Source organism: Pseudomonas sp. Colony2 (assembly GCF_019382755.1).
Lineage (GTDB): Bacteria > Pseudomonadota > Gammaproteobacteria > Pseudomonadales > Pseudomonadaceae > Aquipseudomonas.
On the sequence record NZ_CP080030.1, the window covers coordinates 2235296 to 2261688 of the forward strand.

A 26393-nucleotide genomic window follows, 5' to 3' on the forward strand; every position below is an offset into this window, starting at 1 on the left:
CGGTTCAGCCACACGGTCTGCGCGTTGCAGAATTCCCGCACACCGAAGTGCGACAACTCCCGCCCGAAGCCGCTCTTTTTCACACCACCAAACGAGACCCGGGGATCGGACACGCTGTAGGCGTTGATAAAGATCCCGCCGGTTTCCAGCTGGTTGGCGATGCTGCGTGCCTTCTGCGGGTCGGTGGTGAACACACTGGCGGTCAGGCCGAACTCACTGTCGTTGGCGAGGGCCACGGCGTGGTCCGCATCGCGGGCGGTGATGATGGAGGCGACCGGGCCAAACAGTTCCTGTTTGAACGAGGTCATCTGGTCGGTGACGTTGGCCAGCACGGTGGGGGCGTAGTAGTTGCCCGCGCCTTCGACTTTGCTGCCGCCCAGCAGCAGGGTGGCGCCTTCGGCCAGGGTGGCCTGGACCTGGCCGTCGAGTTCGTCCCGCAGGTCGAACCGGGCCATCGGCCCGATGTAGGTCTCGCTGGCGGTCGGGTCGCCCATCACCAGGTTGCGGCTGGCTTCGAGGAATTTGGCGGTGAAGGCTTCCACCACGCCTTCTTCGATGATCAGGCGCTTGGCGGCGGCGCACACCTGGCCGGAGTTCTGGAAACGGCCGATCAGGGCAGCTTGCACGGCTTCGTCGAGGTTGGCGTCGTTGAGCACAATGAACGGGTCGGAACCGCCCAGCTCCAGTACGCATTTTTTCAGCGCGGCCCCGGCCTGGGAACCGATGGCCATGCCGGCGCGCACGCTGCCGGTGAGGGTCACGGCGGCGATGCGCGGGTCGGCGATGGCTTTGGACACGCCGTCCTGGGTGACGTTGATCACTTCGAACAGGCCATCGGCAAAGCCGGCGCGCTGGAAGGCTTGTTTCATCAGGTACGCGCTGCCCATTACGTTAGGCGCGTGCTTGAGCACGTAGGTGTTGCCGCTGAGCATGGTTGGCACCGCGCCGCGCAGCACTTGCCACACCGGGAAGTTCCACGGCATTACCGCGAGGATCGGGCCCAGCGGGCGGTATTCGATCTGGGCGGTGCCGTTGTCCACCAGGGTGGCTTCCGGGGCCAGCATGGCTGGGCCGTGGGCCGCATACCACTCAGCGAGTTGCGCGCATTTTTCGATTTCGCCACGGGCCTGGGCGATGGGTTTGCCCATTTCCAGGGTGATCATCTGGGCCATTTCTTCGGCCTGGTCGCGCAGGGTGCTGGCCAGGGCCAGCAGCAATTCGGCGCGCTGGGCGACGGGGGTATTGCGCCCGTTGCGGAAGGCGTTGATCGAGCGGGTGAGGGCGGCATCCAGCTGCGCCTCGGTTTCGTACGGGTAGCTGGCGACCGTTTCACCGTTGGCGGGGTTGATCGATAACGCGTGGGTCTGGGAGGAAATGGAGTTCATGGCACCGTCCTGCGCAGTGAATGGGATGGAGGCCAGCGTACGGGGCTGTATCTTTTTCGGAAACTGAATAATATTAAGCAATACGTTCACGTTTGGAGAATGACTTGGATCTGGTCCAGCTGGAAATTTTCAAAGCCGTTGCCGAGCAAGGCAGCATCAGCGCTGCCGCGCAATTGATCCATCGCGTGCCGTCGAACCTGACCACGCGGATCAAGCAATTGGAGCAGGACCTGGGCGTGGACTTATTTATTCGCGAGAAGAGCCGATTGCGTTTGTCACCGGCCGGGTGGAATTTCCTCGGCTATGCCCGGCGCATTCTGGATCTGGTGCAAGAGGCCCGGGCTACGGTGGCGGGGGAGGAACCCCAGGGCGCGTTTGCGTTGGGCTCGCTGGAGAGTACGGCGGCGGTGCGCATCCCGGCATTGCTCGCGGCGTATAACCAGAAGCACGCCAAGGTCGAGCTGGACCTGACCACCGGGCCGTCCGGCACGATGATCGAGGGTGTGTTGTCGGGGCGGCTGGCAGCGGCGTTTGTCGATGGGCCGGTGTTGCACGCGACGCTGGAGGGCGTGGCGGTGTTTGAGGAGGAAATGGTGGTGATTGCGCCGTTGCATCACGCGCCGATCACCCGGGGGCGGGATGTGAGTGGAGAGAGCATCTACACGTTTCGTTCGAACTGTTCGTACCGGCATCACTTCGAGCGCTGGTTTTCACAGGATGGCGCGGTGCCGGGGAAGATCTTTGAGATGGAGTCCTACCACGGGATGCTCGCGTGTGTGAGTGCCGGTGCCGGGTTGGCGCTGATGCCGCGGAGCATGCTGGAGAGCATGCCGGGGTTTACGGCGGTGAGTGTGTGGCCGCTGACCGATACGTTCCGGATTCTGAATACCTGGCTGATCTGGCGCCGGGGTACGGTGTCGCAGAGCCTGAACAGTTTTGTGCAGTTGCTGGAAGAGCGTGGCCTGGCCCTGGCATCGTAGCCGTAGCAGCTGTCGAGCTTTAGCGAGGCTGCGATGGCGTCGGCACAGTCGACATTKAKGGTGCCTGACCCACCGCTATCGCGGCCTCGCTRAAGCTCGACGGCTCCCACATTTGRTCTTTGTCAGCCGCCAAATTGCAGGGGGACTGCTTGCATCGAGTTGCACCAACCATACGAGCGCGGACTGAAGGCGGGAGTAGATCYCCTGTGGGAGCTGTCGAGCTTCAGCGAGGCTGCGAAGGCGTCGGCACAGTCGAYATTGAGGGTGCCTGACCCACCGCTATCGCGGCCTCGCTAAAGCTCGACGGCTCCCACATTTGGTCTTTGTCAGCCGCCAAATTGCAGGGGGACTACTTGGATCGAGTTGAACCAGCCACACGAGCGCGGACTGAAGGCGGGAGTAGACCCCCTGTGGGAGCTGTCGAGCTTCAGCGAGGCTGCGAWGGCGTCGGCACAGTCGACATTGAGGGTGCCTGACCCACCGCTATCGCGGCCTCGCTAAAGCTCGACGGCCCCCACATTTGATCTTTGTCAGCCGCCGAACTGGAAGGTGCCCATGGCCAGCTTGGCCATCAGGGCGCCGGCGCCCAGTTGCACCAGCCATAAGGCCAAACCACCGAGGAATACGCCGAGCGCGACTTGCAGCACCAGGCTTTTCTGGCGCTTGGCGGGTGGTGGGCGCGGGGTGAAGTGGTCCAGTTCGTCGCGGTCGGCACGCAGGTCCAGGTCGTCGTTTCTCATAGGATACTCAAGGGGAAGGGACTGTCTTGCTGTCAGTCTAGGGGCAGCGGACTGAAAGCAGCGAATTTTTAGGGGCTGAACACCCGCTCTTGAAGGCAAACCACCCACCCTGTGGCGAGGGAGCTTGCTCCCGTTGGGCTGCGCAGCAGCCCCAGTTCAGGCACCGCATTCATTCATAAAGTTCACGGTGGCAGGTTTTGGGGCCGCTTCGCCGCCCAGTGGGAGCAAGCTCCCTCGCCACAGGGGGCGCGGTTTTCAGAATGAAAAAGGGGAAGCCATTGGCTTCCCCTTTTTTTGCATCACAACAGGCTTACAGCACCTGAACGATGGCCTTGGTCACGGCATCGATGTTCTTCTGGTTCAACGCCGCCACACAGATACGACCGGTATCCAGCGCGTAGATACCAAACTCGCTACGCAGGCGTGTCACTTGTTCAACGCTCAGACCGGAGTAGGAGAACATCCCGCGCTGGCGACCGACGAAGCTGAAGTCGTGGCCCGGAGCAGCCTTGGCCAGGTCAGCCACCATCTGCTCGCGCATGCCGCGAATGCGCAGGCGCATTTCCGCCAGTTCCGCTTCCCACTGGGCGCGCAGCTCAGGGTTGTTCAGCACCGCCGCCACAATCGCCGCGCCGTGGGTCGGCGGGTTGGAGTAGTTGGTGCGGATCACGCGCTTGACCTGGGACAGGATGCGCGCGCTTTCTTCCTTGGAGTCGGTGACGATGGACAGGGCGCCCACGCGCTCGCCGTACAGCGAGAACGACTTGGAGAACGAGCTGGACACAAAGAAGGTCAGGCCCGACTCGGCGAACAGGCGCACCGCAGCGGCGTCTTCGTCGATGCCGTCGCCAAAGCCCTGGTAGGCCATGTCGAGGAACGGCACGAGGTTTTTCGCCTTGACCACGTCCAGCACTTGTTGCCAGTCGGCCGGGCTCAGGTCGACGCCGGTCGGGTTGTGGCAGCAGGCGTGCAGCACGACGATGGACTGTGGCGGCAGGGCGTTGAGGTCTTCCAGCAGGCCGGCGCGGTTTACGTCGTGGGTGGCGGCGTCGTAGTAACGATAGGTTTGCACCGGGAAGCCGGCTTTTTCGAACAGCGCCTGGTGGTTTTCCCAGCTCGGGTCGCTGATGGCGACGACGGCGTTGGGCAGCAGTTGCTTGAGGAAGTCAGCGCCGATTTTCAGGGCGCCGGTGCCGCCGACCGCTTGGGCGGTGATGACGCGGCCGGAGCTGATCAGCGGCGATTGCGCGCCGAACAGCAGCTTTTGCACGGCCTGGTCGTAGGCGACAATACCGTCGATCGGCAAGTAGCCACGGGCGGCGTGTTGCGCCACGCGAATGGCTTCCGCTTCGGCAACGGCACGCAAGAGTGGAATCTTCCCCTCCTCGTTGCAGTAAACGCCCACGCCAAGGTTCACCTTGGTGGTTCGGGTATCGGCGTTGAATGCTTCGTTGAGGCCCAGGATTGGATCGCGTGGTGCCATTTCGACAGCGGAGAACAGGCTCATTTTTGCGGCAGCTCTATAGAGAGTGGAGGGACGTGTCGCGCTCCAGCCGAATGCACTAGAGCGGTGCACAAACGGGGAGCTAGTATAGAGGCCATCACTGCTCACGGCGACAGCCGAAACGGCTTTTCGGCCAAGTTTTTCGGTTTATTTACCGACCGTTAGTCTTATTGCAACATGGGTGACCAACGGCATGTAGGACGATTGCCTTGAAACCCGTCACATTCGCCTCCACTTCTACAGCTATCATGGTTTTTTCCTGCAACCTGCGCCGAACAGTCGCGGGTCGCGGTCTTTTTCGTCCCCGTTGCTGTTTCCGGCCCCGGGGTGACTCAAGAGGTACGTTATGTCGGATTTCCAGCTAGTCACCCGCTTCGAGCCCGCCGGCGATCAACCGGAAGCCATCCGCCTGATGGTCGAAGGCATTGAGGCCGGCCTCGCGCACCAGACCTTGCTCGGGGTGACCGGCTCCGGCAAGACTTTCAGCATCGCCAACGTGATCGCCCAGGTGAACCGCCCGACCCTGGTGCTGGCGCCGAACAAGACCCTGGCCGCGCAGTTGTATGGCGAGTTCAAGGCGTTCTTCCCGAACAATGCGGTGGAGTACTTCGTTTCCTACTACGACTACTACCAGCCGGAAGCCTACGTACCGTCGTCCGACACCTTTATCGAGAAAGACGCCTCGATCAACGACCACATCGAGCAGATGCGGCTCTCGGCGACCAAGGCGCTGCTGGAACGTAAAGACGCGATCATCGTCACCACGGTGTCGTGCATCTACGGCCTGGGCAGCCCGGAAACCTATTTGAAGATGGTGCTGCACGTCGACCGCGGCGACAAACTCGACCAGCGCGAACTGTTGCGTCGCCTGACGAGCCTGCAATACACCCGCAACGACATAGACTTCGCCCGGGCGAGCTTCCGCGTGCGCGGCGATGTGATCGACATCTACCCGGCGGAATCCGACCTGGAAGCGATCCGCATCGAGCTGTTCGACGATGAAGTCGAGAGCCTGTCGGCCTTCGACCCGTTGACCGGCGAAGTGATCCGCAAGCTGCCGCGCTTCACCTTCTACCCGAAAAGCCACTACGTGACCCCGCGCGAAACCCTGATGGGCGCCATCGAGGGCATCAAGGCTGAGCTGGTGGAGCGCCTGGAATACCTGCGTTCCAACAACAAGCTGGTGGAAGCCCAGCGCCTGGAACAGCGCACCCGCTTCGACCTGGAGATGATCCTCGAGCTGGGCTACTGCAACGGCATCGAAAACTACTCGCGCTACCTTTCGGGCCGCGAGTCCGGGCAGGCGCCACCTACCTTGTTCGATTACCTGCCGGACGATGCCTTGCTGGTGATCGACGAGTCCCACGTCAGCGTGCCGCAGGTGGGCGCGATGTACAAAGGTGACCGTTCCCGTAAAGAGACCCTGGTGGAATACGGCTTCCGCCTGCCATCGGCGCTGGATAACCGGCCGATGCGTTTTGACGAGTTCGAAGGCATCAGCCCGCAGACGATTTTTGTCTCGGCCACGCCGGGTAACTACGAGGCCGAACATGCCGGGCGTGTGATTGAGCAACTGGTGCGCCCGACCGGCCTGGTGGACCCGCAAATCGAAATCCGCCCGGCGCTGACTCAGGTGGATGATCTGCTTTCGGAAATCACCAAGCGCGTGGCCCTGGAAGAGCGGGTGCTGGTCACCACGCTGACCAAGCGCATGTCCGAAGACTTGACCGATTACCTGGCCGACCACGGCGTGCGCGTGCGCTATTTGCACTCGGACATCGACACCGTGGAGCGCGTGGAAATCATCCGCGACCTGCGCCTGGGGGCGTTCGATGTGCTGGTGGGGATCAACCTGCTGCGTGAAGGCCTGGATATGCCGGAAGTGTCCCTGGTGGCGATTCTGGATGCGGACAAGGAAGGCTTCCTGCGGTCTGAGCGTTCGTTGATCCAGACCATTGGCCGGGCGGCGCGCAACCTGAATGGCCGGGCGATTCTGTATGCGGACCGGATTACCGGTTCCATGGAACGGGCGATTGGCGAGACCGAGCGTCGTCGCGACAAGCAGATTGCCTACAACCTGGAGCATGGCATCACGCCGAAGGGTGTGTTCAAGGACGTGGCCGACATCATGGAAGGCGCAACGGTGCCGGGTTCGCGCAGCAAGAAGCGCAAGGGCATGGCCAAGGCTGCGGAGGAGAATGCCAAGTACGAAGCGGAATTGCGTTCGCCGAGCGAGATCACCAAGCGTATTCGTCAGTTGGAAGAGAAGATGTACCAGCTGGCGCGGGATCTGGAGTTTGAAGCGGCGGCGCAGATGCGCGATGAGATCGGCAAGTTGCGGGAGCGGTTACTGGCGGTCTGATGATCGTTCCCACGCTCTGCGTGGGAAMGCAGCCCGKGACGCTCTGCGTCMCARGAGCGGACGCGGAGCGTCCAGTGAGGCATTCCCACGCAGAGCGTGGGAACGATCTTCAAGCTCTTTGTGGCGAGGGAGCATGCTCCCTCGCCACAACAAGCTCCCTCGCCACAGGTTATTTCAGTGAGATTCCCCAGCCTTAAGCCCCGCCGGCAACGCCTTGGTCAACAAGATCGCCACCATACTGATCCCCAACGCCAACCCCACAAAGTGAAACGCATCGTTGTAGGCCATGATCTGCGCCTGCTGATGCGCTATCTCACTCAACTTGCCCAACGCCGCCGTCTCACTGCCAAACGTCTCCGTCAGCCTGGCCATGCGCTCTGCCACCTGTGGATTGGTCGGCACAATCGCCTCACGCAGGTAATCAAAGTAGGTCTTGGTGCGCGCATCCAGCAGCGTCGCCAGCAACGCAATCCCGATCGCCCCGCCCAGGTTTCGCAAAATATTGAACAGGCTCGACGCCGACCCCGCGTCCTTCTGCATGATGTATGCCGTGGCAATCAACGAAATTGTCACCATGATCAACGGCTGCCCCAGCGCACGGATGATCTGGATGCGGTTGAACTGGTCGCCGGCAAAGTCCGGGTTCAGCACCCCCGATGAGAAACTCGCCAACCCGAACAGCCCGAAACCCAGGGTGCACAGCCATTTGGGCGACACGTACTTCATCAGCTTGGGCACCAGCGGAATCAAAAACAGCTGCGGAACCCCCATCCACATGATCACTTCGCCGATTTGCAGGGCGTTGTAGTTCTGGATCTGCGCCAGGTACAGCGGCAGCAGATAAATCGAGCCATACAACCCCACGCCCATCCCCAGGCTCGAAATACTCGATAGCCCGAAATTACGATTGCCGAGGATGCGCAGGTTGATCAGCGGGTTGGGCTTGGACATCTGCACGATCACAAAGGTGATCAGGCTGAGCAGGGCGACAGTGCCCAGGCTGACAATCAGGCTGGATTCCAGCCAGTCCTTGCGATGGCCTTCTTCCAGAAACACCTGCAAACACCCAAGGCCCACGGCCATGGTGACGATGCCAAGATAGTCGGTGCTTTTGAGCAGGTCCCAGTTCGAGTCCTTTTTCTCCAGGCCGTACAGCAGCCCGGCGATCATGATCAGGCCCGGTGGGATGTTGATGTAGAAGATGTATTCCCAACCCCAGTTTTCCGTGAGCCAGCCGCCAATGGTCGGGCCGATGGACGGGGCGAAGGTGGCGGTCATGGCGAACATGGCCATGCCTTTGGCGCGGTGATGTTCGGGCAGCTTGATCAGCGTGAGGGTGAACGCCAGGGGGATCAGCGCGCCGCCGGTAAAACCCTGCAGCGCGCGGAATACGATCATGCTTTCCAGGCTCCAGGCCATGGAGCACATCAGCGAGGCGATCAGGAACCCGCCCGAGACCCACACCGCCAGCCGACGCGCCGACAGCAGCTGCACCAGCCAGGCGGTGAGGGGGATCATGATGATTTCGGCCACAAGGTAGGAGGTGGAAATCCACGAACCTTCTTCCAGGGTGGCCGACAGCGCGCCCTGGATGTCCTTGAGGGACGAGTTGGTGATCTGGATGTCGAGCACTGCCATGAAGGCGCCGAGCATTACGCTCATGACTGCTATCCAGTCGCGCCGGCTCGGTTCGCCTACCGGCGGCAGCAGTTGATCACCGGCCATCTTGCGGGTCTTGGATGTTCACTTTGACCGTCACCGACATGCCCGGGCGGATTTTGCCCTGCAGCGGGTTGTCGGTGGCGAAGGTCAGTTTGACCGGAATCCGTTGTACGACTTTGGTGAAGTTGCCCGTGGCATTGTCCGGCGGCAGCAGGCTGAATTGCGCGCCGGAAGCGCCGAACAGGTTGGCGACGCGGCCTTCGATTGGAGTATCGCTGTAGGCGTCGAATGTCAGCTCGGCTTTTTGCCCAGGCTGCATGTGGCCGATCTGGGTTTCCTTGAAGTTGGCCTGCACCCAGATGTCCTGGTCCGGGACGATCGACAGCAGGTAGGCGCCGGCCTGTACGTATTGACCGTTGCGCGCGGCGCGCTGGCCGATCAAGCCGCTGATGGGCGCGTGGATTTCGCTGCGGGTCAGGTTCAGTTCGGCCTGGGCCAGGTCGGTCCTGGCGTTGGCGATCATCGCGTCGAGGCGCTTGATCTCGGCGTTCAGGGCGTTGACCTGCTGGCGCTGGCCCTGCAGGTCGGCCTGGGCCATGGTCACCTGGGAGCGGGCGATGTGGTTGTCGGCGTCGAGGGTGGTGACCCGTTCTTCGGAGACATAGCCGGGTTTGCGCAGGGTTTGTGCGCGGTTCAGGTCGATCTGCGAGCGGCCGAGGGTGGCCTGGCTGGACGAGACCTTGGCTGCACCGGCGGCGATCAGGCTGGCTTGCTGGGTCAGTTTGCTCTGGGCCTGCACACGCTCGGCTTCGCGCATGGCCAGGGCGGCGTTGGCGCGGTCGACGGCGAGGTGGAAGTCGTCGCCTTCGAGCTTGACCAGCAGTTGGCCTTTTTCCACGTGCTCGTTGTCGCCCACCAGCACCTCGACGATGCGCGCACCCAGTTGGCTGGAGACCCGGGTGATCTCGCCCTGGACGTAGGCGTTGTCGGTGCTTTCATAAAAACGGCCCTTGAAGAACCACTGGGCGAAAAAGCCCGCGGCGATCAGGACCACGATAAACAGGAAGATAAACAGGCGGCGTTTGAGCGGGGCAGGCATGGCGATGATGTCGTCGACAAAAGGTAATGGAATATAGCCAGCGAACGGTCTGGCAAATAGCCATGTCGAGACTTGAGACCGGAGCTTGTCTCATATGCCCTTTGTTCGCCTCCCCACGCTGGAGCCCAAGGGCTTGGGGCTGTTACCATTCGCCCCTTGTTTCATTTTCAGTTTTATCGCCAATTCGAGACCCGCCATGACCACCGTCCGCACGCGCATCGCGCCATCGCCTACTGGGGATCCCCACGTAGGTACTGCTTACATCGCCTTGTTCAACTACTGCTTTGCCAAGCAGCATGGCGGTGAATTCATCCTGCGGATCGAAGACACCGATCAACTGCGCTCCACGCGCGAGTCGGAACAGCAGATTTTCGATGCCCTGCGCTGGTTGGGCATTACCTGGGCTGAAGGCCCGGACGTCGGCGGCCCCCACGGCCCGTATCGCCAGAGCGAGCGCAGCGACATCTACAAGCAGTACACCCAGCAACTGGTCGACATGGGCCACGCCTTCCCGTGCTTCTGCACCGCCGAAGAGCTGGACCAGATGCGCGCCGAGCAGCAGGCCCGTGGCGAAACCCCGCGCTATGACGGCCGCGCACTGCTGCTGTCGAAGGAAGAAGTGGCCCGGCGCCTGGCCGCCGGCGAGCCGCACGTTATCCGCATGAAGGTGCCGAGCGAAGGCGTGTGCGTGGTGCCGGACATGCTGCGCGGTGACGTCGAGATCCCGTGGGACCGCATGGACATGCAAGTGCTGATGAAGACCGACGGCCTGCCGACGTACTTCCTGGCCAACGTGGTGGACGACCACCTGATGGGCATCACCCACGTACTGCGTGGCGAAGAGTGGCTGCCATCGGCGCCGAAACTGATCCTGCTGTACGAGTACTTCGGCTGGGAACAACCGCAGCTGTGCTACATGCCGCTGCTGCGTAACCCGGACAAGAGCAAGCTGTCCAAGCGCAAGAACCCGACCTCGGTGACTTTCTACGAGCGCATGGGCTTCATGCCCGAAGCGATGCTCAACTACCTGGGCCGCATGGGCTGGTCGATGCCGGACGAGCGCGAGAAGTTCTCGTTGCAGGAAATGGTCGATAACTTCGACCTGTCCCGCGTGTCCCTGGGTGGGCCGATCTTCGACATCGAGAAACTCTCGTGGCTCAACGGCCAGTGGCTGCGTGACCTGCCGGTGGAAGAGTTCGCCAGCCGCGTGCAGAAATGGGCGTTGAACCCCGAGTACATGATGAAGATCGCGCCGCTGGTGCAGGGCAGGGTGGAGACCTTCAGCCAGGTCGCACCGTTGGCGAGTTTCTTCTTTGCCGGTGGCGTGAACCCGGACGTGAAGCTGTTTGAGTCGAAGAAACTCTCGGGTGACCAGGTTCGCCAGTTGATGCAGTTGATCCTATGGAAGCTCGAAAGCCTGCGCCAGTGGGAGAAGGATGCGATTACCGCGACTATCCAGGCGGTGGTTGAATCCCTGGAGCTGAAATTGCGCGATGCCATGCCGCTGATGTTTGCCGCGATCACCGGGCAGGCGAGTTCGGTGTCGGTGCTCGATGCGATGGAAATTCTGGGCCCGGACCTGACTCGCTTCCGTCTGCGCCAAGCCCTTGATTTGCTTGGTGGTGTGTCGAAGAAAGAAAACAAGGAATGGGAAAAGCTGCTGGGCGCTATCGCTTAAGCACGCTGTTGTAACGGCCAAACCCCGGTTTTCCGGGGTTTGCTCGGTAAGTGATTGTTATCTCGGCAAAAAATTTTGAAAATTGTTGAAAATAAATTTGACACGTTTCGAATACGCCATTAAGATTCGCCCCGTCCTCACCGACGAGGGGCTATAGCTCAGCTGGGAGAGCGCTTGCATGGCATGCAAGAGGTCAACGGTTCGATCCCGTTTAGCTCCACCAATTTACAGGTTCAAGGTCTGGCCACACCGTCCTTGAATTCGATCAGACTCAGCCTGATCACGTTGTATAGAAGGTTTGTGTCCCCTTCGTCTAGTGGCCTAGGACACCGCCCTTTCACGGCGGTAACAGGGGTTCGAGTCCCCTAGGGGACGCCAGTTTCAACAAGCAGTTCGAAAGGTCTGCTGCGCCGCGAGGCGAAAAATCCGGGGCTATAGCTCAGCTGGGAGAGCGCTTGCATGGCATGCAAGAGGTCAACGGTTCGATCCCGTTTAGCTCCACCAATTTACAGGTTTAAGGTCTGGCCACACCGTCCTTGAATTCGATCAGTTCTCAGCGCTGATCAGTTGTACAGAAGGTTTGTGTCCCCTTCGTCTAGTGGCCTAGGACACCGCCCTTTCACGGCGGTAACAGGGGTTCGAGTCCCCTAGGGGACGCCACGATTACCCGCTCTGCGGGATTTTTAAGGGTCATTCAATTATTGAATGGCCCTTTTGTTTGTCTGGCGTTTAGCCAATCCTCCTTCCTTTTTCCCTGAATGTTCTTCTGACCAATGGTCATGCCTGTGGCTTGCGAAATATTATTATGGTAATAATATTCGAAGCATGAGATTCGGAGGCAACGATGAACGATAAAAAAGCGCAAACCCGCGAACGCATTCTGCAAGCTGCCGGCGCCGCCCTGGTACAACGCGGCCCGGCCGAGCCGAGTGTGGGCGAAGTCATGGGCGCGGCGGGGCTTACCGTCGGCGGTTTCTACGCGCACTTTGAAAGCAAGGACGCACTGATGCTGGAGGCCTTCACCGAGTTGCTGGCCCGGCGTCGCGCCGCCGTCGATGACATGGACTCCTCGCTGACCGGTGAAGAGCGTCGCGCGCTGGTCGCAGCGTTCTACCTGTCGCGTAAACACCGTGACTCCACCAGCCAGGCGTGCCCGATCCCGTCCACCGTGGGCGAGATGAGCCGCCTGCCGGACGAATTTCGCCAGGCCTTGAACGAACACTGCGAACTGATGGCAGCACAGCTGGCCGCCAGCCCGGAAGACACCGACAAGGCCTTGGCCGACATGGCACTGATGATCGGTGGCTTGTCGCTGGCCCGCGCCCTGGGCCCGGGTGAGTTATCGGATCGTGTGTTGCGTGCGGCCAAGTCCGCAGTGCGTTAAGAACGGCTTCTGGCCTGAGGGATGAGCGATGGGCACGTTGAAATGGATTCGTGGCGTCAATGGCACCTTGGGCCGGCTGGCGCCGCAAACGGTGGCTAGCAAGATGCGTCGGGTGTTCATGACGCCTCGGGATTTGCCGCCCCGTGACTGGGAGCTGCCGCTGCTGGCGCAGTCCGAGCGCATCACTTTGCGTTTCGGCCTGTCGGCGCTGAAGTGGGGCCAGGGCCCTGCGGTGCTGTTGATGCACGGCTGGGAAGGGCGCCCAACGCAATTCGCCAGCCTGATCAGCGCATTGGTGGAGGCGGGTTATTCGGTGGTTGCGCTGGATGGTCCGGCTCACGGGCGTTCGCCGGGGCGCGAAGCCCATGTGCTGCTGTTTGCCCGTGCCATGCTGGAAGCGGCTGCCGAACTGCCACCGCTGCATGCGGTTGTCGGTCACTCCATGGGTGGGGCCAGCGCGATGTTGGCGGTGCAGTTGGGCTTGCGCACCAAGGCGTTGGTCAGTATCGCCGCACCCTCGCGGTTTCTCGACGTACTGCGCGGCTTTGCCGGCATGGTCGGTTTGCCGGCGCGAGCGCGTTCGGCGTTTATCCAGGAGGTCGAGCTGACGATGGGCATGCCTCTCAAGCACCTCGATGTCGCCCACTATCAAATGAATATCCCGGGCCTGATCGTGCATGCCGAAGACGATACCTTCGTCTCGGTCAAGGCTTGCCAGGTCATCCATGACGCCTGGTTCGACAGCCGCCTGCTGCGCCTGGAGCAGGGCGGGCACCAGAAAGTGCTGGCGGATCCGCGTGTGATCGAAGGCGTGCTGGCGCTGCTGGCCGGCCGCCACGTGCCGGAGCGCCAAACCGCCTGAGCCATGGGTTACACTGCTCGCCGCCGACATTAATCGACCGGGAGCACCCCATGGGCTGGGATTTGGCAACGCCGTTTATCATCGATCTGCAGGTCGGTGCCGACGACATCGACGGTCTGGGGCACGCCAACAACGCCGTTTACGTGTCCTGGCTCGAACGCTGCGCCTGGCGCCATTCCCAGCGCCTGGGGCTGGACCTTAGCGAGTACCGCAGGCTGGATCGCGCGATGGCCGTGGTGCGTCATGAGATCGATTACCTCGCCGCCGGTTACGAGGGCGATGAGCTGCAGTTGGCGACCTGGATCGTCGACTGGGACCAGCGCCTGAAAATGACCCGACGCTTCCAGCTGGTACGCCCGCGTGATGGCGCTACCTTGCTGCGAGCGCAAACCACCTTTGTCTGCATCGAACTGTCCAGCGGCAAGCCCAAGCGCATGCCGTCGGAATTTCTTGAGGGTTATGGCCCTGCGCTGCAAGGCGAATTACCTGCCAGCGTCTGAAACCAGTAAACTGCGCCACGTTTTTCGTTGAGTGTTTTCCATGCAAATTGCTTTGGCGCCCATGGAGGGGTTGGTCGACAACATCCTGCGGGACGTGCTGACCCGGGTCGGTGGTATTGATTGGTGCGTGACCGAGTTCATCCGGGTCAACGACCGCCTGCTGACGCCTGCCTATTTCCACAAACTCGCCCCTGAGTTGCTGCACGGTGCCAAGACCGCTGCCGGCGTGCCGCTGCGTGTGCAGTTACTCGGTTCAGACCCGGTGTGTTTGGCGGAAAACGCCGCCCTGGCGTGTGAGCTGGGCTCTCAGGTGGTTGACCTCAACTTCGGTTGCCCGGCCAAGACCGTGAACAAGTCCCGTGGCGGTGCGGTGCTGCTCAAGGAGCCGGAGCTGCTTAACCAGATCGTCGAACACGTACGGCGTGCGGTGCCGGCACATATTCCCGTCACGGCCAAGATGCGCCTGGGCTTCGACAGCCCCGACGGTGCCCTGGTGTGCGCCACGGCCCTGGCCGAAGGCGGCGCAGCACATATCGTGGTGCATGCCCGCACCAAGGCTGACGGCTACAAACCTCCGGCGCACTGGGAGTGGATCCCGCGTGTGCAAGAGGTGGTCAAGGTGCCAGTGTTCGCCAACGGTGATATCTGGAGCGTTGAAGACTGGCGGCGGTGTCGCGAAATCAGCGGTGTCGAAGACATCATGCTCGGTCGCGGCCTGGTGGCCCGTCCCGACCTGGCCCGGCAGATTGCTGCCGCGCGGGCCGGGGAAGAGGTGGTCGAGATGACTTGGGCGCAGATGCAACCCATGCTCCAGGAATTCTGGCGGCAATCCGTTGAGCAATTGACCGAGCGCCAGGCGCCGGGACGCTTGAAGCAATGGCTGGCGATGCTGACCCGCAACTATCCCGAAGCAGTTGAACTGTTTACGCTGATGCGGCGGGAAACCGACCTGGAGCAGGTAGGACGATTGTTAGGGGTGCCTGATTCGGTTGCGCTGCAAAATTGAGTACATATATATAAGCGTTTCAATTCAGTAGGAAAGGGTGCCGTGGGCGCCCTTTTTTTTGCTTGAAATAAGGCCACGGATCGTTAACAGCGAGCGTTTGTGGGCACGTGACTAGAGCTTTTTGATTGCTTTATATATGTGAGCAAGTTTCTTGTTTGCTACAGAGTCTTGCGGTGTCAGCGGCGCATATTTTTAAGTTTTGTTAGTTGGAGTATGAGGGGCGCGCGCAATAACACAGATATGAATGACTGGCGTGGGTGAGTGATTTCATCAATTTGCCTTAACGGCTGACTGTTGCCTGATATATCCATTTTGCCCACGGCGACCACCGGGTAAGCATGATATTTTACGGAAAGTCCATAGGATAAATTCTCTATTTTCATTTGATTTCCTTATGTGAAGGCCGATTTTCGGAACCCGATGCTCGCAACACCCACGAAAGTAGGGAGTGTGCAGCACTCGGGTTTGTTTCCAGTCCAGAACCTGGACGGTCTGTTTGCAGACCGCTGAAGGAGTTTTGGCAATCACTGAATAAGGATTTGTTTATGTCTAATTTGTCGGTCAATAATTTCCCTCGCTTGACTAATGACTTCAATCAGCAGAATGCAGACCTGCCAAAGTCTGTCGACAAGAGCGCCGGCGAAATCCGGGCGAATACGCCCGGCACAGTATTGAAAAACAATACCGCCGTGGTGACGGATGGAACCGTCACCTTCAACAAGGATGCACTCGAGAAGTTGTTCGAGTTGTTTGAATATGCATTCAAGGCCATACGGAACATGCTGTCCGGGCAGGGGGGGATGCCCAAGTTGGTACCCGATGCTGGCCCGCTGCCTAAACCCGAAAAGAGTAGCGATACTCCGGTGAAGGATAAGGCGGACAGTAAATCGAATGTGCCGGACACTGCGGCCAAGGACAAGGCGGGGACTGACTCGCAAGTGCCGAACACTGTAGCCAAGGACAAAGCCGAGACCAACTCGCCGGTATTGAACACTGCACTCAAGGACAAGTCCGGGACCAACCCTGAGGTGTCGGTACAGAAAGACAAGCCAGCAAACAATCCAGCGGTCCCGAGTTCCGAGGTTAAGGTAACGCCTAAACCCCTGCCAGAGCCCCGCAGGCCAGACCCCGCATCGGGCAAGGACGTGCAGCCGAACAGCCGGAGCAGTTCCGACGTGAACGTCACGGTCCAAGTGATGAACTGCCATTGTCCTCACCCGGATGCAACGAAGCCGGTCCCGCCTAAGCCCGATGCACCGGTCCCGCCGAAGCCGGACGTGCCGGTCCCGCCTAAGCCCGATGCACCGGTYCCGCCGAAGCCGGACGTGCCGGTTCCGCCGAAGCCCGATGTGCCGGTTCCGCCGAAGCCAGATGCACCGGTTCCGCCGAAGCCGGACGTGCCGGTTCCGCCTAAGCCCGATGCACCGGTCCCGCCGAAGCCGGACGTGCCGGTTCCGCCGAAGCCCGAKGCACCGGTCCCGCCGAAGCCAGACGTGCCAGTTCCGCCGAAGCCTGATGCACCGGTCCCGCCGAAGCCRGACGTGCCRGTTCCGCCGAAGCCCGATGCACCGGTCCCGCCGAAGCCAGACGTGCCAGTCCCGCCGAAGCCAGATGTGCCGGTTCCGCCGAAGCCAGACGCTCCGGTCCCACCGAAGCCGGATGCGCCTAAACCAGATGCTCCGAAGCCGGATAAGCCGGAGCCGGACATCACTTCGCCAGGGCCGTCTGAGGATTTCTTTGAGTTCGAAACCAGCGGCAGGCGTCGAGCGTTCGACAACGACTGGCGGTTTAATCCCGGCCGCCGGATAAGCAGGTAAGTCGGCCACTTCCTCAGTTTTTTTCAACAAGGCGCTCCCGATCAAAAACGTCGGGGGCCCTTGATGAAGGATGGTTATATGTCTTGTTCAGAAATCAATAATGCGGGCGCGGTCAGAAACTATTATCAACATTCGCAAACCGGCAACACACCAGGACGATCGGTTCCCGTGCAGCCGGTATTCGTTAATAACCAAGTCCTCTCATCGTTCGGTAATAACGATCAAAGTACCGTTGGGAACACAGCCAGCGACACCCCGCTGTTAGCAAAGCTCCTCGAACTGTTCACCCAGTTTTTTACACAGTTGCAAGGCCTGCTGGCGGGCAAGGAACTGGCGAATACAGTTGCGACCAAGGTAACGCCTGCGCCCCCGCCGGCAGTGCTGCCCAAGCCGGATGCACCCCTGCCGGATCCAACACCGCAGCCGCTTCCTGATCTGTCCGATAAGCGCAACGGCGCCAAGCCGGCAAATATATGGAACGGTTTTCGCCAGGGCCCTGACGGTAATTGCGTGACCATTTCGGCGATCAAGGCGGCGATGGCGAAGTTCGGTCAAAGCCCGACCGATATCTTCAAGTCTGTTCAAGCCAAGGGTGATGGCTATCACATTGTCATGCGTGACGGGTACGCGCTGGATTTGAGCAAGGATGAATTGGCCCAAGCCAGGCGTGGCTCGAAGTTTGTCCCGATGCGCGATCCCGGCATGCTCAAGGATGCGCACTTTCTATTTGCCGTCAGCGCCAAGCGAGCGATGCTGGAAAACAATGACGGGACTGCAGGCAGGAGCTTTCAATCCGCAATAAACAGCCTCAACGACGGTGAAGACGAAACGGGGCCCGGGGAAGGCTTCAAGCGTCTGGGCTTGCGCCAGCATATGAAAGAAGTTCCGGTCAGTGCGTTTGCTGATAAATCATTGATCGGTATGGTCAACAGGAGCAGGCACTCTGTAGCAGTGGTTGATGGGTGTGAGGAGATGTATGGGACTAAAGCGGGAAGACCGCGGTTTGGACGGGCTATTGCATTGGTTGGCTAACCGGGCGTCCATAAAACAATAAGAAGATGATCGTTGCTGCGCAACACGTTAAATCTATAACTAGATCTTGTTGAACTTATTATCTGACTGGGTGCAGTTCATGGCGTGCAGAAAATACTGTATGCCGTGTTCATGCACTTTCTTTTTATGCCTGAGCGCAACGTGCAAGTGGCAGCGTTTACCACGGGCTGTTGTGTGTTCGCCCTTTAAGGAGTGCTCCATGATTACGATGAATACGGGTTATGCAATGAGTACGGCGGTCCATCATCCTGCGCGTGTATACGGGGGCGAAAATAAATCCGTCGACAGTGTAAGTACTTTGAATTCTACCGAGCGACAGTTCGGTGAGCATTTTGATACGAGCAGCCACTCTGCTGTTATCCAGATGATGATATCGACCTTCGGTCCTGCGCGCGCTGATCTATTTGATGAAGTAAAGCGCGTTGGCTCGGGGTATGACGTTACGCTGAAAGACGGTTATAAGTTGCATGTTTCCGATCATGAAGTGCATGGCACTGCCTCAACGTCGAGATTTGTCGGTGGTGATGCCAGTACAGTGGAAAACGCGAATTTCGCATTGGCTGTCTTCGTCAAGCGCAAACAATTGTCCAGTTCCGACAGCCGTATCAGCAGCAGCTTTAACGCGGCCTTGACCACGTCCTTACAAGGTGAGACTGCATCGAACCTGCTCAAGGGCATGGGCATGGGCCGTTTTATGCAGCAGATCCCTTCGGAGCAACTCGTCGGCAAGAACTCCGTCGGCGTCATGGAGGCGCATAACTTCGGTGCCGCGTTGATTCGGGATGGGGTGGCGCATCGGTTTGACCGTCAATATCGCCCCGACCGTCCCTACGTCTACGTGCTGGACAAGGAGGGGCAAACGGCTAAGCCGGTCAAGCGAGATGTGCCGGTTGCTCCGGTCGATGTTCCCCACGTCGATACGCCGTCCACCCGGCGTGGCCGCAAGCCCGTTGACATTCTCAGCGGATTTAACGCGGCCGAGCGAGGATTCGGTGAGGTTGTTGATGGCAGCAGCCATGCCTGCGTCATAAAAATGATGATGATGAGGTTTGGTCCAGACGCCACGGATATGTTCGAGAAAGTCACCCCGGCGGGAGACGGTTATGACATCACGATGAAGGACGGTTTCGAACTGCATTTTTCCCTGCAAGAGTTGCAGCAAGCGACCACGGCCTCGCGTTTCGCTGGGAACAACCCCGACGCGGTGAAGCAGGCCAACTTCATGCTGGCGGCGTACACGAAGCGCAAGCAGATGACCCGCGGTGACCAGGACCCTGGGGCATCGTTTGAAAAGGTTTTATCGAACACGCTCAAAGGCGATACGGAATACCGCGTGTTGAAGGGCTTGGGCATGACTGGCTTCTTGCGCATCGTGCCACCCGCCAAGATGCAGGAGCAGGGCGCGGTCGGGGTGGTCAGTACTTTTGGCTATTCGAGTGCCTTGGTACTGGATGGCCTGCAGCACAGCAATGGTGACAAGCCATCGATCGTCAAATCTTATGGCTACATGCTCGCCGAGGAGGTACCGGACGGAGTGCCCGTTGGTTCAAGCTCGCGGCCCCTGCCTATTTCCAATGTGCCGGTCGGGGTCAAGCCTGGGGATATCTGGCGTGGATTCTATCAAGGCGTCGAGGGGAACTGTGTCACGGTATCGGCGATCAAGGCGGCGATGATGAAGTATGGGCAAAGTCCCCGGGGCATCTATAAAAACATCACCGAGACCCGCGACGGTTACACCGTGACGATGCGCGATTCCAGCAAGGTCAGCTTGACCCATGCAGAACTGAAAACAGCCCGGGAACACTCGAATTTCAAAGGCACCGACGCCGGCCTGCTCAAGGATGCGAATTTCCTGTACGCCGTCAGCGCCAAGCGGGCGCAAATGGAGAACCACGAGTTTCGTGCCGGCGAGAGCTTTGAAGCGGCGATGAGTACGCTCAATGATGGCGAGACCCCCGGTGATGCACTGCGGCGTCTGGGTTTGTTCGCCTTTACCCGAAGCAGCAGCGTCCAGGCGCTGGCAGATGGTGCAACCGGCACGTTGGCGAACTTCATGCATTCTGTTGTCGTCGTTGATGGGGCTTTTGATGATTACGGGTATAAACACCCACTGAAATCATCAAGCTGGATGGATGAAGAGGGCACCGCGCTAACGCTGGTTTAGGTTCAAAGGTGCAAAGTTTGAGAAACACAGGCCACGAGATCTCGTGGTCTTTTTTCTGCGCGCAGAAAAGACAAGTCCGATGGTGGCCGGCTGCATATGCCTTGCAATCTGTGTCCGCATACGTAGTTGGCCTCGGCTACTCTCATCGACTCTGGAACCTCCTGGTCATGGATGAAATTCAACAGCATTGGCTGTATGCCCTGTCTGCTCCCATGGTGTCCATCAACCCTGGCGCCGGTTATCTCGAGGCGCCGCCCAGCAGCGCCGGGGAGTGCTTTGCATCCTGCATGGTAGGTGTGCCCGAAAATGGAAAGCACTTGAACCTACAGGCTCAAAAAGCAGCTGCCCATCAGGAAAATCCGGTGCAACTTATTCCGATGAAGTGGCCTGGGGCATTCGCTTCAGTACCTGCCTGAACCCTTCCACCGGCAAGGGCCGACTGTGCAGATACCCCTGATACAAATGACACCCAAGCCCCTGCAAAAACGCCAGTTGCTCAGGGGTTTCCACTCCTTCGGCAATGACGTCCAGGTTCAAGCTGCGCGCCATGGCCACAATGGCGCGGATGATCTCCGCATCGTTGGGGTCATGGGTGGCGTCGCGCACAAACGACTGGTCGATCTTCAGCGCATCCACCGGCAGGCGCTTGAGGTAGGTCAGCGACGAATAGCCGGTGCCGAAATCATCCATCGCAAAACTCACGCCGAGCTTTTTCAGGCGGCGCATTTTGCTGATGGTGTCGTCCAGATTCTGGATCACGATGCCTTCGGTGATTTCCAGCTTCAGCAGGGTATAAGGCAGGTGGTGGTTGCGCAGGCTGCGTTCTACCCGTTCGACAAAATCATTCTGGCGAAACTGCCGCGGGCTGATGTTGACGCACAGGCTGAAGTTCAGCGGATCTACCAGCCCCTCGGCAATCAACTGCGCGAAGGTGCTGCAGGCTTCGTCGAGGATCCAGGTGCCCACTTCAAGGATCAGGCCGCTGTCTTCCAGGACCTTGATGAATTCCGTCGGAGACTGTGCGCCCAACTGCGGATGTTGCCAGCGCACCAGGGCCTCGGCGCCGACGATGGTGTTGCCGCGCGCATCCACCTGGGGTTGGTAATGCACGCTGAACTCACCGCGGGACAGGGCCAGGCGCAGGTCGGTTTCCATGCGCAGCCGCTCGCTGGCGGTTTTCTGCATGCTGTTGTGGAACATCTGGATGGTATTGCGCCCTGAATCCTTGGCCCGGTACAGGGCGATGTCGGCGCGCTTGAGCAAATCTGCCGGGGTTGAGCCGTGATCGGGGATCAGCGCCACGCCGATGCTCGGGGTGACTTGCAGGCGGTGGCCATCCAGGAACATCGGTTCGGATAACAGTTCGCGCAGGGTATCGGCCAGCTCCTGGACCTGAGTGCTGACTTGCGGGCGCGTGCCTTCCAGGCCGCTGAGCAGCACCACAAACTCATCGCCGCCCAGGCGTGCCACGGTGTCTTCCATGCGCACACTGGCTTCAAGGCGTGCAGTGACGATCTTCAGCACCGTGTCGCCGACCGGGTGGCCGAGGGAATCGTTGATGTGCTTGAAGTGGTCCAGGTCAAGAAACAGCAGGGCGCCCCGCAGGTTGTGGCGCTTGAGCAGGGCGATCTGCTGGCTCAGGCGGTCCATCAACAGGGCGCGGTTGGGCAGGTTGGTCAGCGGGTCGTGATAGGCCAGGTGGCGAATCTGCGCCTGGGCGTTTTTCAGCAGGCTGACGTCCCGGGCGGTCAGCAACAGGCAGGGGGTTTCATTGAGGGTGATGGGCTCCACCGACACTTCAACCGCCAGCACTTCACCGCGCTTGTTGTGCCAGAGCATTTCCAGGTGATGAATGCGGCCCTTGATCTGCAACTCGGCCAATAACGCCGCGCGCTGGTTTTCATCGGCCCAGATGCCGATCTGGTACAGCGTCAGGCCGATCGCTTCTTCGGCGCGGTAGCCGGTGAGGCGGCAGAAACCGTCATTGACCTCCACGTAGCGCCCGGTATCGCGCTCGGTGATCGACACCGCATCGGGGCTGGAATGAAAGGCCTTGGCGAACTTCTCTTCGCTGGCCTTGAGCGCCGCTTCCGAGCGTTGTTGTTGGGTGATGTCCCGCAGGGTGGTGACGATGCAGGGTTGGTCGCTGACCTGGATCAGGCGGCTGGATATCACACAGTTCAGGGTCTGGCCGTTCTTGTGATGAACGGTGATTGCCACGTTGCTCAGGGATTGTTCGCGGATCACCTGCTCGATGCGCTGCAGGCGTTGGCTGGACTCCTCCCACAAGCCGATCTGCTCGGCGTTGTTGTTGAGCACCTCGGCGGCGGTCCAGCCGAAGGTCTGGGTGAAGGCCGGGTTGATCTCGATAAACTGGCCGGTCTCCAGGCGCGTCACGCAGATTGGGTCGGGGCTGGCGAGGAACAGGCTGGCGAATTTTTCTTCGGATGCGATCAGGCGCTGCTCACGTTCAACCTGGTCGGTGATGTCGAGCAGGGTCCCGGCCATTCGCAACGGTACGCCCGTGTCATCGCGATACAGGCGGGCGCGGCTTTCCAGGTAGCGCGAACTGCCGTCTTCCAGTTGCACGCGGTAGGTCAGTTGGTAGTTGCCCGCCGGGCCTTCGCGCAGGGTGCGGTAGGCGTTACGCATGCTCTCGCGCTCTTCCTGGGGCATGCCTTCAAAGAAGGCCTCGAAGGATTCGTGGAACGGTTGGGGTTCCAGCCCGTGCAGTTGGGCGGCGCGGGCCGAGCCATAGAGCATGCCGCTGGGGATGTGCCAGTCCCAGGTGCCCAGTTGCGCCGAGTCCAGGGCCAGGTCCAGGCGTTCCTGGCTGTCCTTGAGGGCCTGCTCGGCATTCTTGCGCTCGGTGGTGTCGAGGAAGGTGCTGATCAGGTAGTCCTCGCCGTCCAGCTCGACTTTCTGGGCGCTGAGGGTGCCATCGTGGACCTGCCCGTTGCTGGCGCGAAACTGCACTTCCATGGTGATGGGGGCGCCTTTGCGCTGGGTGGCCTTGACCAGATGCGCGCGTTGTTCCGGGTGTACCCAGAGGCCCAGCTCCAATGTGCTGCGGCCAATGGCATCGGCCAACGGCCAGCCGAACAGGCTTTCGAAATACTGGTTGGCTTCGCTGATCAGGCCGTCCGCCTGGCGGGTCAGCAGGACCATCAGCGGGCACAAATGGAACAGGGTGGCGAAGCGCTTTTCCGAATGGCTGAGGGCGTGTTCGCGCTCGCGCTGGTGGGTGATTTCGCGGATCACCCCGATCATTCGACGACGCCCGGCCTTGTCCGGTAGCAGGCTGCCGTTGATTTCCAGCCAGTGCAGGCTGCCATCGGGCCATTGGATACGGTGGTGCATGGCCTGGACAGCGGGTTCGCCGGCCAGCACCGCATGAAAGGCCCGGACCACCTTGGCGCGGTCCTCGGGGGCCAGCAGGTCCAGGTACTCCAGGTCTTCAGGCAGCGGCTGGCGCGGGTCGAAGCCGAACAGGGCCTGAGTGCCTCGGGACCAGCTGATCCGGCCGGTATCGATTTCCCAGCTCCAGGCGCCCAGCCGGGCAGCGTTGAGCGCCGCCAGCAGTTGCGGCGCGCTGTCCCAGCTTTGCTCCGCCTCCTGTGGGTCCAGGGCGTAGATGCGGGGCAGGGGTGGCACGGTATCGACGGGGTTGCGCATTATCAAAGGGCCTTGGCTCGATGGGCGTTCGGCGCGGGTTCCACGGTCTACGGGCCACGGCGATTCAAGCCTGATTCCCTGGCAGATCGACCTGTGCATCCAATAGGCTCATGAAAGCCCGCGCAGCGTTCGACAGCGTCCTTTCGGTGTGCACGATATAGCCTAGCTGGCGACTGAGCTGTATGCCCGGCAAAGCGATGCGTGCCACCTGGTCATCGAGCATGGTGCGCGGCAACACGCTCCAGGCAAGGCCAATGGAGACCATCATCTTGATGGTTTCCAGGTAGTTGGTGCTCATGGCGATGTTTGGCGTCAGGCCCTGGGCCTCGAACAGCCGCTGCACGATATGGTGGGTAAAGGTGTTGCCGCCGGGAAACACCGCCGGGTGCCGGGCGATGTCCGCCAGGCTGACGCTGCCGTTGCTGATCAGGCTGTGTTCCGGCGCCACCACGAAATCCAGTGGGTCGTCCCACACCGGGGTGGCCCGCACCAGCGTGTGGGGTTCCGGCGCCAGGGTGATCACGGCCACTTCGGCGCGGCCATGGAGGATTTCTTCGTAGGCCACTTCCGAATCGAGAAACTGAATATCCAGGGCGACGTTCGGGTATTCCCGGGTAAACGTTCGCAGTACGGGCGGCAGGCGATGCAGGCCGATGTGATGGCTGGTGGCCAGGGTGAGACGACCGCTGACCTCGCCGGTCAGGTTGGTCAGGGCGCGGCGGGTGTCGTCCAGTACATTGAGAATCTGATACGCCCGGGGCAGCAGCGCCCGTCCGGCTTCGGTGAGGCCGACTTCACGCCCCAGCCGGTCGAACAGGCGCACCTTTAATTGTTGCTCCAGGCCGGCGATGCGCTTGCTGATGGCCGGTTGGGTCAGGTGCAGGCGTTCACCGGCACCGGAGAAGCTGCCGGTCTCGGCGATGGCGATAAAGGCATTGAGGTTGGCCAGGTCCATTGTGCTATTCCAGTTGGTAATCCAAAGCATAAAAAATATGAATTTGAGTTATTTAATGTAGCGCCATACCATCAGCCTCACAAGCCAAAGGGTTATTGAATCGTTCAAGGCCCGGGGCATAGAAACACCTGATGAGGACCGCGTGATGGCCGGCAAAACGCTTTACGACAAGCTTTGGGATTCCCATGAAGTGAAACGGCGCGATGATGGGTCGTCGCTGATCTACATCGACCGTCACATCATCCATGAAGTGACCTCGCCCCAAGCGTTCGAAGGCCTGCGACTGGCCGGGCGCAAGCCTTGGCGCGTCGACTCGATCATCGCCACCCCGGACCACAACGTGCCGACCACACCGGAGCGTAAAGGCGGGATCGACGCTATCGTCGACACCGTGTCGCGCCTCCAGGTGCAGACCCTCGATGATTACTGCGACGAATATGGCATCACCGAATTCAAGATGAATGACGTGCGCCAGGGCATCGTTCACGTGATCGGCCCGGAGCAGGGCGCTACCTTGCCCGGCATGACCGTGGTTTGCGGCGACTCCCACACCTCTACCCACGGTGCGTTTGGCGCCCTGGCCCACGGTATTGGTACCTCCGAGGTGGAACATGTATTCGCCACCCAGTGCCTCGTCGCCAAGAAAATGAAGAACATGTTGGTGTCGGTGGAAGGTGAGTTGCCTTTCGGCGTCACTGCCAAGGACATCGTCCTCGCCGTGATCGGCAAGATCGGCACCGCCGGCGGTAACGGCCACGCCATCGAATTCGCCGGCAGCGCGATTCGCGACCTGTCCATCGAAGGCCGCATGACCATCTGCAACATGTCCATCGAAGCCGGTGCCCGTGTGGGCATGGTAGCGGCGGACGAAAAGACCATTGCCTACGTCAAGGGTCGCCCATTCGCACCGAGCGGTGCCGATTGGGACGCCGCAGTCGAAGCCTGGAAAGACCTGGTGTCCGACGCCGATGCCGTATTCGACACCGTGGTCACCCTCGACGCCGCCCAGATCAAGCCGCAAGTCAGCTGGGGCACCTCGCCGGAAATGGTGTTGGCCGTTGACCAGAACGTGCCGGACCCGGCCAAGGAAACCGACCTGGTCAAGCGTGGTTCCATCGAGCGCGCCTTGAAGTACATGGGCTTGAAAGCCAATCAGGCGATTACCGACATCCAGCTGGATCGCGTATTCATCGGCTCCTGCACCAACTCGCGGATCGAGGATTTGCGCGCTGCGGCGGTGATCGCCAAGGGCCGCAAAGTCGCCTCGACCATCAAGCAGGCGATCGTGGTGCCAGGTTCGGGCCTGGTCAAGGCCCAGGCTGAAGCCGAAGGCCTCGACAAGATCTTCCTCGAAGCCGGTTTTGAATGGCGCGAGCCGGGTTGCTCGATGTGCCTGGCGATGAACCCGGACCGTTTGGAGTCGGGCGAGCATTGCGCGTCCACCTCCAACCGTAACTTCGAAGGGCGTCAGGGCGCCGGTGGCCGTACCCACCTCGTCAGCCCGGCCATGGCTGCTGCGGCTGCCGTCAACGGTCGTTTCATCGACGTTCGCGAATTGATCTGAGGA

Annotated in this window: 19 protein-coding genes and 4 tRNA genes; 15 read left to right on the forward strand and 8 right to left on the reverse strand. The window is 60.4% G+C overall.

Annotated features, from left to right (window positions below; genetic code table 11):
• A partial coding sequence (locus JV201_RS09600; protein WP_219407148.1) for an aldehyde dehydrogenase family protein occupies nucleotides 1–1385 on the reverse strand: 1385 nt, incomplete at its 3' end.
• A gap of 104 nt (nucleotides 1386–1489) precedes the next feature.
• On the opposite strand from JV201_RS09600, the gene JV201_RS09605 reads away from it, so the two are divergent.
• Nucleotides 1490–2365 carry a LysR family transcriptional regulator gene (locus JV201_RS09605; RefSeq protein ID WP_003214475.1) on the forward strand — a complete coding sequence of 292 codons (876 nt, stop codon included), beginning with the start codon at nucleotides 1490–1492 and terminating at the stop codon, nucleotides 2363–2365.
• Between the two features lie 530 nt (nucleotides 2366–2895).
• On the opposite strand, the gene JV201_RS09610 is transcribed toward JV201_RS09605, so the two are convergent.
• Both JV201_RS09610 and JV201_RS09615 read right to left on the reverse strand, forming a co-directional pair.
• The gene (locus tag JV201_RS09610; RefSeq protein WP_017478782.1) at nucleotides 2896–3105 is read right to left on the reverse strand and encodes a hypothetical protein; all 210 of its coding nucleotides are present in this window, start codon (nucleotides 3103–3105) and stop codon (nucleotides 2896–2898) included.
• A 310-nt stretch (nucleotides 3106–3415) separates the two neighbouring features.
• Nucleotides 3416–4612: an amino acid aminotransferase gene (locus JV201_RS09615; RefSeq protein ID WP_003214471.1), complete on the reverse strand. Its 1197-nt coding sequence runs from the start codon at nucleotides 4610–4612 to the stop codon at nucleotides 3416–3418.
• A gap of 343 nt (nucleotides 4613–4955) precedes the next feature.
• Between JV201_RS09615 and uvrB the strand changes: the two genes are divergently transcribed.
• Complete coding sequence (gene uvrB, locus JV201_RS09620) at nucleotides 4956–6971, forward strand: excinuclease ABC subunit UvrB (protein ID WP_008438773.1); 2016 nt, start codon at nucleotides 4956–4958, stop codon at nucleotides 6969–6971.
• Between the two features lie 174 nt (nucleotides 6972–7145).
• Here uvrB and JV201_RS09625 read toward each other — a convergent pair whose 3' ends face one another.
• Both JV201_RS09625 and JV201_RS09630 read right to left on the reverse strand, forming a co-directional pair.
• On the reverse strand, nucleotides 7146–8696 hold the full coding sequence (locus tag JV201_RS09625) for an MDR family MFS transporter (protein ID WP_177080347.1): 1551 nt from the start codon (nucleotides 8694–8696) through the stop codon (nucleotides 7146–7148).
• Nucleotides 8686–9732 (reverse strand): HlyD family secretion protein, encoded by a 1047-nt coding sequence (locus JV201_RS09630; RefSeq protein ID WP_219406811.1) that lies wholly within the window; start codon nucleotides 9730–9732, stop codon nucleotides 8686–8688. The genes JV201_RS09625 and JV201_RS09630 overlap by 11 nt, the downstream gene beginning before the upstream one ends.
• A 196-nt stretch (nucleotides 9733–9928) precedes the next feature.
• On the opposite strand from JV201_RS09630, the gene gltX reads away from it, so the two are divergent.
• The 9 genes from gltX to JV201_RS09675 all read left to right on the forward strand — a co-directional run bounded on the left by gltX (nucleotide 9929) and on the right by JV201_RS09675 (nucleotide 15162).
• The gene (gltX, locus tag JV201_RS09635; protein ID WP_177028868.1) at nucleotides 9929–11410 is read left to right on the forward strand and encodes a glutamate--tRNA ligase; all 1482 of its coding nucleotides are present in this window, start codon (nucleotides 9929–9931) and stop codon (nucleotides 11408–11410) included.
• A 147-nt stretch (nucleotides 11411–11557) separates the two neighbouring features.
• A tRNA-Ala gene (locus tag JV201_RS09640) sits at nucleotides 11558–11633 on the forward strand.
• Between the two features lie 79 nt (nucleotides 11634–11712).
• Nucleotides 11713–11788: transfer RNA gene (locus JV201_RS09645), tRNA-Glu, on the forward strand.
• 50 nt (nucleotides 11789–11838) lie between these two features.
• Nucleotides 11839–11914, forward strand: a tRNA-Ala gene (locus tag JV201_RS09650).
• 80 nt (nucleotides 11915–11994) lie between these two features.
• Nucleotides 11995–12070: transfer RNA gene (locus tag JV201_RS09655), tRNA-Glu, on the forward strand.
• Between the two features lie 184 nt (nucleotides 12071–12254).
• Entirely contained in the window at nucleotides 12255–12794 is a 540-nt protein-coding gene (locus JV201_RS09660) for a TetR/AcrR family transcriptional regulator (protein WP_003214462.1), read from the forward strand.
• A gap of 28 nt (nucleotides 12795–12822) precedes the next feature.
• Complete coding sequence (locus tag JV201_RS09665) at nucleotides 12823–13656, forward strand: alpha/beta hydrolase (protein WP_003214459.1); 834 nt, start codon at nucleotides 12823–12825, stop codon at nucleotides 13654–13656.
• A 50-nt stretch (nucleotides 13657–13706) separates the two neighbouring features.
• Nucleotides 13707–14156 (forward strand): thioesterase family protein, encoded by a 450-nt coding sequence (locus JV201_RS09670; protein WP_003214456.1) that lies wholly within the window; start codon nucleotides 13707–13709, stop codon nucleotides 14154–14156.
• Nucleotides 14157–14196: 40 nt separating this feature from the next.
• The gene (locus tag JV201_RS09675; protein WP_003214454.1) at nucleotides 14197–15162 is read left to right on the forward strand and encodes a tRNA-dihydrouridine synthase; all 966 of its coding nucleotides are present in this window, start codon (nucleotides 14197–14199) and stop codon (nucleotides 15160–15162) included.
• Nucleotides 15163–15338: 176 nt separating this feature from the next.
• Here the strand turns inward: JV201_RS09675 and JV201_RS09680 are convergent, their stop codons facing one another.
• Complete coding sequence (locus JV201_RS09680; protein WP_219406812.1) at nucleotides 15339–15545, reverse strand: hypothetical protein; 207 nt, start codon at nucleotides 15543–15545, stop codon at nucleotides 15339–15341.
• Between the two features lie 162 nt (nucleotides 15546–15707).
• On the opposite strand from JV201_RS09680, the gene JV201_RS09685 reads away from it, so the two are divergent.
• The 3 genes from JV201_RS09685 to JV201_RS09695 all read left to right on the forward strand — a co-directional run bounded on the left by JV201_RS09685 (nucleotide 15708) and on the right by JV201_RS09695 (nucleotide 20196).
• Nucleotides 15708–16979 carry an adhesin gene (locus JV201_RS09685; RefSeq protein ID WP_219406813.1) on the forward strand — a complete coding sequence of 424 codons (1272 nt, stop codon included), beginning with the start codon at nucleotides 15708–15710 and terminating at the stop codon, nucleotides 16977–16979.
• A 78-nt stretch (nucleotides 16980–17057) separates the two neighbouring features.
• Nucleotides 17058–18011 (forward strand): hypothetical protein, encoded by a 954-nt coding sequence (locus tag JV201_RS09690; protein WP_218166062.1) that lies wholly within the window; start codon nucleotides 17058–17060, stop codon nucleotides 18009–18011.
• Nucleotides 18012–18231: 220 nt separating this feature from the next.
• Entirely contained in the window at nucleotides 18232–20196 is a 1965-nt protein-coding gene (locus JV201_RS09695; protein ID WP_219406814.1) for a hypothetical protein, read from the forward strand.
• A 369-nt stretch (nucleotides 20197–20565) separates the two neighbouring features.
• Here JV201_RS09695 and JV201_RS09700 read toward each other — a convergent pair whose 3' ends face one another.
• Nucleotides 20566–23871: a bifunctional diguanylate cyclase/phosphodiesterase gene (locus JV201_RS09700; protein WP_102368522.1), complete on the reverse strand. Its 3306-nt coding sequence runs from the start codon at nucleotides 23869–23871 to the stop codon at nucleotides 20566–20568.
• 64 nt (nucleotides 23872–23935) lie between these two features.
• The gene (locus JV201_RS09705) at nucleotides 23936–24826 is read right to left on the reverse strand and encodes a LysR family transcriptional regulator (RefSeq protein WP_003212656.1); all 891 of its coding nucleotides are present in this window, start codon (nucleotides 24824–24826) and stop codon (nucleotides 23936–23938) included.
• Between the two features lie 145 nt (nucleotides 24827–24971).
• Between JV201_RS09705 and leuC the strand changes: the two genes are divergently transcribed.
• Nucleotides 24972–26390: a 3-isopropylmalate dehydratase large subunit gene (leuC, locus tag JV201_RS09710; protein ID WP_003212658.1), complete on the forward strand. Its 1419-nt coding sequence runs from the start codon at nucleotides 24972–24974 to the stop codon at nucleotides 26388–26390.
• Nucleotides 26391–26393: the final 3 nt, after the last annotated feature.

Bases quoted from the DNA above. Each gene is read 5' to 3' on its own strand.
- JV201_RS09610 (WP_017478782.1), bottom strand. From the start codon at position 3,105: ATGAGAAACGACGACCTGGACCTGCGTGCCGACCGCGACGAACTGGAC.
- JV201_RS09670 (WP_003214456.1), top strand. From the start codon at position 13,707: ATGGGCTGGGATTTGGCAACGCCGTTTATCATCGATCTGCAGGTCGGT.
- JV201_RS09675 (WP_003214454.1), top strand. From the start codon at position 14,197: ATGCAAATTGCTTTGGCGCCCATGGAGGGGTTGGTCGACAACATCCTG.
- gltX (WP_177028868.1), top strand. From the start codon at position 9,929: ATGACCACCGTCCGCACGCGCATCGCGCCATCGCCTACTGGGGATCCC.
- JV201_RS09705 (WP_003212656.1), bottom strand. From the start codon at position 24,826: ATGGACCTGGCCAACCTCAATGCCTTTATCGCCATCGCCGAGACCGGC.
- JV201_RS09680 (WP_219406812.1), bottom strand. From the start codon at position 15,545: ATGAAAATAGAGAATTTATCCTATGGACTTTCCGTAAAATATCATGCT.
- JV201_RS09665 (WP_003214459.1), top strand. From the start codon at position 12,823: ATGGGCACGTTGAAATGGATTCGTGGCGTCAATGGCACCTTGGGCCGG.
- JV201_RS09625 (WP_177080347.1), bottom strand. From the start codon at position 8,696: ATGGCCGGTGATCAACTGCTGCCGCCGGTAGGCGAACCGAGCCGGCGC.
- JV201_RS09690 (WP_218166062.1), top strand. From the start codon at position 17,058: ATGTCTTGTTCAGAAATCAATAATGCGGGCGCGGTCAGAAACTATTAT.
- JV201_RS09615 (WP_003214471.1), bottom strand. From the start codon at position 4,612: ATGAGCCTGTTCTCCGCTGTCGAAATGGCACCACGCGATCCAATCCTG.
- uvrB (WP_008438773.1), top strand. From the start codon at position 4,956: ATGTCGGATTTCCAGCTAGTCACCCGCTTCGAGCCCGCCGGCGATCAA.
- JV201_RS09700 (WP_102368522.1), bottom strand. From the start codon at position 23,871: ATGCGCAACCCCGTCGATACCGTGCCACCCCTGCCCCGCATCTACGCC.
- JV201_RS09660 (WP_003214462.1), top strand. From the start codon at position 12,255: ATGAACGATAAAAAAGCGCAAACCCGCGAACGCATTCTGCAAGCTGCC.
- JV201_RS09695 (WP_219406814.1), top strand. From the start codon at position 18,232: ATGATTACGATGAATACGGGTTATGCAATGAGTACGGCGGTCCATCAT.
- leuC (WP_003212658.1), top strand. From the start codon at position 24,972: ATGGCCGGCAAAACGCTTTACGACAAGCTTTGGGATTCCCATGAAGTG.
- JV201_RS09630 (WP_219406811.1), bottom strand. From the start codon at position 9,732: ATGCCTGCCCCGCTCAAACGCCGCCTGTTTATCTTCCTGTTTATCGTG.